This is a genomic window from Desulfovibrio sp. (assembly GCF_041907885.1).
Classification (GTDB): Bacteria; Desulfobacterota; Desulfovibrionia; order Desulfovibrionales; family Desulfovibrionaceae; genus Desulfovibrio.
The window spans coordinates 1-5,078 of the sequence record NZ_JAYRGM010000040.1; the positions used below are offsets into that span (position 1 = coordinate 1).

Below are 5,078 nucleotides of genomic sequence, written 5' to 3' on the forward strand. Positions count from 1 at the left end.
CATAGCCCATACGCCCCTCAATCTTTGGTTGGATGGAGAGGCTAAAGGGCTATACCACCTTGCCTTTTCATTCAACTTTGAGGGTGTTGCACTTGCAAGTTGAATCCGCCCGCCATTAAAAATTTGCGCACTACAGACCAGCATAACAGACTGGATGCCAGGCGCAACACGTCAACACGCGGGCAAAACACAAGGGCCGCAGACGGCAAACCAGCCTGCGGCCCTTGTTGCAAACTTTTTTGGGAACTTACGCCCTGGCAAGGCTGTCTTTCAACGCTCTGTAGTCTGTTTTACCGCTGCCAAGCAGCGGTATGGCAGCCACACGCACAATGCGGCGCACGGCGTAGAGAGATGAAAGCCCCGCAGCACGCAGGGCGGTGTTTACCTCTGGCAGGGTGAGCGTGAGCGGGGTAACAAGCACAATTGCCGAGCCAGCTTCTTCCGGCATGGCCTCCACGGCCAGCGCGGGGCCTTCCTGCGGGGCATCGGCCCTGTTGCCAAAGGCTTCAAGCAGCACGTTTTCTATCTGCGGCAGCGAAATCATTTCTCCACCCACTTTCACAAAACGCTTGAGCCGCCCCTGAAAGGTAAGCCGCCCGCCTTCGTCCATGCTCACAAGGTCGCCCGTGCGGTACCATGTGTGGCCCTCAAATTTCACAAAGGGCGAGGGGGCGTCGCTCAGGTAGCCGCTAAAAATGCTGGGGCCGCGCACCAGTAGCATGCCGGTCTGCCCTGCTTCCGCCCGCCCGCATATCTTGCCCTCTTCTTCCCGCACCAGTGCCAGCGTTACCGAGGGCATGGCGTGGCCGATGGTTCCGCCCACCATGTCGCCCGGCCTGTTGACGGAAACCACAGGGGAACATTCCGTAACGCCGTAGCCCTCGCAAAGGGCGGCCTGCGGGCATTGCGCGGCAAAGGCCCGATAGGTGTGATCCTGGCATTTTTCTGCGCCCACAAATGCGCAACGCAGGCTTGCAAGATGGTCTGTTCCCTTTGCCCGGTCAAGCACGGCCCCAAGAAATGTTGGCGGCGCTGCCATGAGCGTAAGCCGGTAATCGCGCACCAAGGCCGCCAGCGGGCCAGCCTCTGTGGGGTTGGGATGAAAGGCTGCCCGGATACCCAGCGAAAGGGGCAGCACCATGTTGACCATCAGCCCAAAGGAATGGAAGGGCGGCAGCATGGCAAGCACGCTGTCGTTGGGATCAAGGTGCAGCACCTCCACAATATCACGCGCATTGGCGAGCAGATTGGCATGGCTGAGCGGCACGGCCTTGGGCAGAGATTCCGAACCAGAGGTAAAGAGCACTGCCGCTGTTTCCGGCACGGCGTACTTTTTACAGCTGCGCAGCAGCCGGGCCTTGAGCGCGCCAGAGAGTTTTTCCCATTTGGTCAGGGAAGCGGCCAGTTTGTCCAGCAGCACCCACTGCACCGGCAGCGCGGCCAGTGCCAACCCCTGACGCTCCAGTCGCTCTTGCAGGGCCGTTGCGCTGAGAATATGGCTTACCCCGGTTATGCGGATGCAGTGCGCCAGATTGGCCTCGCCCACTGTCCAGTTGAAGAGCACCGGCGTTTTGCCAGCCAGCAGACTGGCCAGCCACACCGTAACCACGGCGGGCGTTGCGGGCAGCATGATGCCCAGTCGCTCACCGGGCAGGGTGCGCAGGCGTGCTGCAAGAATGACTGCGGCCATGAGAATATCGCGGCGGCTGCGCAGGCTGGCGCGGTCGGCCAGCAGGGGGTGGCCTGGGGCAGAGCGCACCTGGGTCAGAAAGGCATCGGCAATGGTGGCGGCCTGTTGCGGTATGGCAAGCCTGCTGGCAACGGCAGGGGCAAACCAGCCATCAGGGGCGGGGCCCTCGGTATCAGCCTGCGCAAGCTGGCCAGATGCCGCCAGCAGGCAGTCGCCCACAGTCACCAGATGCTCAAGGCTGGCAATGCTGTGGCCGTGCGCGCCCTCAAGCCTGAGGGCCAGATCCATCAGTGCCAGGCTGTCCAGCCCCAGATCACCGCCCAGGGTCATGCTGTCTGCCAGGTCATGATCTTCGGGCAGGCCGCTTGCCTCGCGCAGGCTCGCGTACACGGCAGCACGCAGATCATCTGGCACATCCGCACTCTCCTGCCTGCTGCTCTGCGCCACACTGGGCAGCAAACGCGGCTCGCTGCCCTGCCAGAAATAACGCGGAACCGCCTGCGCCGGGCGCTCTGCCTGATTATAGAATTCCTCCAGCCAGGGATTGAGCACGCGCTTGTCACCGCAGCGGGGCATCTGGGCAGCTTCCACAAATTCCACCGTCACGGCCCGGCGCGGGGTAAGGAACAGCAGATTGGCGCACACGGCCAACGCGCCGCGCAGCAGCTCCCTGCCAAAATGCGGCGGCTTGCCTGTGGCTCCGTAGCCAAAAGAACTGCCCCACAGGCCGGTGGTACGCACCAGCACCACCCGCAGGCCGGGCATTTTTTGCAGAATCAGGGCCGCGCCAGAGGTTCCGCCAAGGTTTTCACGCGCAGTGCGGTAGATTTTGCCCGCAGGGTACAGCAACACGCTGTCACCGGCCTGCAAGGCTTCCAGCACCCTCTGCATGCCCGCCTCAACGCCCTGCCGGGCCTTGGCCCCGTCCTTTAGGGCATCGGGAATAAGCACGGCGCGCAACGCCCTGGCCGCCAGCCGCCCCAGCGGGCCCTGCATCTGGCGTTCGTCTGCAAGGGGGCGTGGCGCATGACCTGCCACCAGCGAATAGACGATAACAGGGTCAATGAGCGCCGGGTGGTTGGGCAAGAACAGTATGGGCCCGGGGCCAGCGATGGATTCAAGCCCGCTGACCGTAACCCTGTAGCGCAGCGCAAGCAGCAACCGCAGGCAAAAACCCTTGAGGCTGAACCTCTGGCGAGGAAACATACGCGCAATGCGCACCGCTGCCCAGGTTGTAAAAACCAGGCCAGCCCCGCCGCTGCCCGCCAGAAGCCAGGAGGGCGGAACCTTGGCCAGCCAGGCAAACAGCATCCCTGAAAAAAGTATGCCGCTGAAGCACGAAAAATTGGAAATTCCCAAGGTCTTGCCTTTTTCCGTAGCTGCGGGCCGAACCTGAATGAAGCTTACCAGCGGTATGAGATAAAGCCCGCCGCAAATGCCAGAAAATGTCAGAAGCACAAACAGATAGGCAAATTGCAGCATTTCCGGCAGCAGGGGGGCAAGGCCGGAAAGCATGAGGCCAAGCCCCAGCCCCGCGCCAGCCGGAACCATGATGCACCGCCAGCTTGTGGCCTCGTAGCGCCCTGCCAGCACAGATCCGACGCATATGCCGATCATCAGCGCCACAGAAAGCAGACTCGTGAGGGTGAGCGAAAATCTAAGCTGCGCGATGCCAAGATTGTTGATGCACAGCAGCGCAAAGGACGACAGGCAGTAAAAAAAGGCTTCTCCTGCCAGCGTAAGAAAAAGCTGTGGATCACGCCTGCGGCACTCCAGCGCGTGCAGCACGGAATGCACAGGCCCAAGCAGGGGAAAAGGCGCGCCAGCCCCGGCAGAAACCGCACCCCGGCCAATGCCAAAGGCAGACAACAGGCCAACAAGCGCAACAACTACGGCCACAGCCCCCACGGCCAGTCGGCCAAAGCCGTATTCACCCTGCGGAATAAGATCTGCAAATGCCGAAAAATTGGGCATGTCCAGCACCAGGCCGCCAGCCGCAATGCCAAGCAGTATGGTTGCCGTGGTAGCCAGCTTGAGCAGGGCATTGACCCTTGGCACTTCTGACGCGGAAAAATTTTCGGGAATGGCCCCATTGAGGGCCGGGCTGAAGAGCGTGGATTGCAGCCCCATCAAAAAAACCACGGCCACAATGGCTGTCCAGTTCATGCCGATCAGCGCCCACACCCCAAAGAGCATGGCTGCCAGCTCCATGAATTTTGACCATATGACCAGTTTATTCTTGGGCATGCGGTCGGCCAGCCACCCGGCCCAAGCCGAGCAGGCCACAAAAGGCAGGGCAAACATGGCAGAGGCCACACCCTGAATGGATTCCAGCCCGGCACTGGCAGCAAGCAACAGTCCGGCCTGTTTGAAAAAATTGTCGTTGAATGTGCCCATGGCATAGGTGGTGCCCATACTCAGCAGAATCTTTCTTCCATTGCCTGCGGGAATGGTTTCGGGCGACTGGTTCATGATCTTGTTCCCTTTGCAATTTGGGGCAGTGCGGTGGCTTCTTGCAGGTCTTCTTCAATAAACAGGCGGAGTTTTTCAAGAGAATCCAGAACAGTGCCATGGCAGACAGAATACAGGGCCTGCCTGCCCTCGCGCCGCACGCTCAAAATGCCCGCTTTTTCCAGCACGGCAAGATGGTGTACGATGGTGGAGCGGCCAAAATCAAAAACAGCGGCTATATCCTTGATGGAGAGTTCCTCGCCAGGCTCGAACAACAGCAGGATACGCTGGCGGGTGGTATCGCCCATGGCTGCAAATACTGCGGCCACAGGCTGCCAATGCTCAGGGAGGGTGTTCAGATAGGTTGTTCTCATAACTACATAACTAGTTTTTTAGTTATAAAATGTCAAAATAAAAATTTTATCCAATATAATAAGCATATTATTGGCATATTCAAAGCATCAAAAATACGAACATCCCCACACCACCGGCATGCATGGCTGGCTGCCGCCCCCCCTGCTGACTGTGAGACAATCGCCCTACGCGCACATACTCAAGCAGCAAACTGGCAAGGACAGAGCTTGCCGCAGGCTGGACATTCTGCACATACAATCACCGATATTTTCATCTATTTTATAAATACACATCAGACACAGATTTGAAACCGTATTTCAGGTTCATCCAAAGGCGGATTCAACTTACAAGTGCAACACCCTCAAAGTTGAATGAAAAGGCAAGGTGGTATAGCCCTTTAGCCTCTCCATCCAACCAAAGATTGAAGGGCGTATGGGCTATGCACACCTTGCCAGGGAAGAACGGTACTACATCTGCCAGGCAGTGAAAAGTGGAACGTCACTGAGGGCCATAGCCAAAGCGATAGGCCGTAGCGTCTCAACTGTAAGCCGCGAACTTGCGCGAAATACCGGGGCGCGTGGCT

At 59.0% G+C, this 5,078-nt stretch carries 3 protein-coding genes; 1 reads left to right on the forward strand and 2 read right to left on the reverse strand.

All coding sequences use genetic code 11. From position 1 onward, the window contains the following. Positions 1–247 precede the first annotated feature (247 nt). Entirely contained in the window at positions 248–4,162 is a 3,915-nt protein-coding gene (locus ACE3NW_RS11975; protein ID WP_374283709.1) for an MFS transporter, read from the reverse strand. Beyond that, positions 4,159–4,470 (reverse strand): ArsR/SmtB family transcription factor, encoded by a 312-nt coding sequence (locus tag ACE3NW_RS11980; protein WP_374283711.1) that lies wholly within the window; start codon positions 4,468–4,470, stop codon positions 4,159–4,161. The genes ACE3NW_RS11975 and ACE3NW_RS11980 overlap by 4 nt, the downstream gene beginning before the upstream one ends. 457 nt (positions 4,471–4,927) lie before the next feature. Between ACE3NW_RS11980 and ACE3NW_RS11985 the strand changes: the two genes are divergently transcribed. After that, on the forward strand, positions 4,928–5,078 hold a 151-nt coding region (locus ACE3NW_RS11985), incomplete at its 3' end, for a helix-turn-helix domain-containing protein (protein WP_374279632.1).

What these genes read in the sequence shown, in the direction of transcription:
- ACE3NW_RS11975 (WP_374283709.1), bottom strand. Translation starts at nt 4,162, where the DNA reads ATGAACCAGTCGCCCGAAACCATTCCCGCAGGCAATGGAAGAAAGATT.